This window comes from Novosphingobium beihaiense, assembly GCF_022832375.1.
Classification (GTDB): domain Bacteria; phylum Pseudomonadota; class Alphaproteobacteria; order Sphingomonadales; family Sphingomonadaceae; genus Novosphingobium; species Novosphingobium beihaiensis.
In genome coordinates this window covers 1-1,088 of sequence record NZ_JALHLG010000098.1, presented here as the reverse complement: position 1 = coordinate 1,088, position 1,088 = coordinate 1, and the positions used below count along the sequence as shown (strand labels likewise).

Sequence of the window (1,088 nt, the reverse complement as noted above, 5' to 3'; positions counted from 1 at the left end):
GGTCTCGGGCCCGCTGCTCGACCGGATCGACCTGCACGTGGAAGTGGACCCGGTACGCGCCGCCGACCTCGCCCTGCCGCCCCCGGCGGAAGGCAGCGAGCAAGTCGCTGCGCGCGTCACCCGCGCCCGCGAGATCCAGACCGCAAGGCTGGATGGCACAGGACGGCGCACCAATGCCGAACTGGACGGCGATCTGCTCGAAGCTCACGCCGCTCCCGACGAGACCGGCCGCAAGCTGCTGATGCAGGCTGCCGAGGCGATGCGGTTGTCTGCACGGGGCTATGTTCGCATCTTACGTGTAGCACGCACGATAGCCGATCTGAGCGGCGCGGAAAACGTAAGCCGCATTCACGTGGCTGAGGCACTAAGCTACCGTAGGCAGGCGCCGAGGGCGTGATTAAAAGTTCTTCGTGTTGCTTAACAAAAACGAGAGACCCTCCCGAATAGGTTTGAATGCGATAATAGATTTCGTGAAAACTAGGAGGTTTTCGATGATCCGCATTTTTGGCCGAAAGAAAGATGAACGATCGGTAAAATCCGAATCTGACCAACCCTTGGGAAAGCCTCCCAAGGAGGGTATCCTTCTTGAAGCGGCAAGATTCACAACGTTCGTCTCAAGCATCAAAGACTTACCTGAACTTCTCGTCACAAACATCACGAACCCAATCCGCTGTTCGTCCAAAAACAATTTGTGGGACGGCGTTTCATTCCTTTTCCAGAGTCGGGAAGGTGTGATTGGGAAGATATATTTCTTTCCCAACTTTGTGTCCGCGTGGCCAGATGGAGAACCGTCTCCGCGGCCCCAAATTCCCACAGACTACATCACCGAAATGTTCCCTGAATACGAGGAGGCGTTGAAACACCTTCTGATTACTATTCCGCGACCTTTCGACGGTCCAGCGCACATCGCAAACTAAGCAAAGGAAATGCACAGCTGTCACTAATAGTGAGCTGATAAGCGAAAATACAAACCGCTGGTTTACGCCATTTGCGACCAACTTTTTCAGCCTACGTGCATTACAGCTTGCGTCCAGCTCATCGCGGCGATGAACCCGTGCCGCTGCGGCCATCTGGGCGATCCGGCACTC

2 protein-coding genes and 1 pseudogene are annotated in these 1,088 nt (G+C 55.6%); all 3 read left to right on the top strand.

The annotated features are described in order from the left end of the window. Nucleotides 1-397 (top strand): magnesium chelatase subunit ChlI family protein (locus MTR66_RS21100; RefSeq protein ID WP_456094042.1); only part of this gene is annotated, 397 nt, incomplete at its 5' end. A gap of 94 nt (nucleotides 398-491) precedes the next feature. Further along, entirely contained in the window at nucleotides 492-917 is a 426-nt protein-coding gene (locus MTR66_RS21095) for a hypothetical protein (protein WP_243924697.1), read from the top strand. Nucleotides 918-1,022: 105 nt separating this feature from the next. Beyond that, nucleotides 1,023-1,088, top strand: a pseudogene (locus tag MTR66_RS21500) (ATP-binding protein); the annotation flags it as partial.

Excerpts from the sequence above, each read along its gene's own strand:
- MTR66_RS21095 (WP_243924697.1), top strand. The coding sequence starts at position 492 with ATGATCCGCATTTTTGGCCGAAAGAAAGATGAACGATCGGTAAAATCC.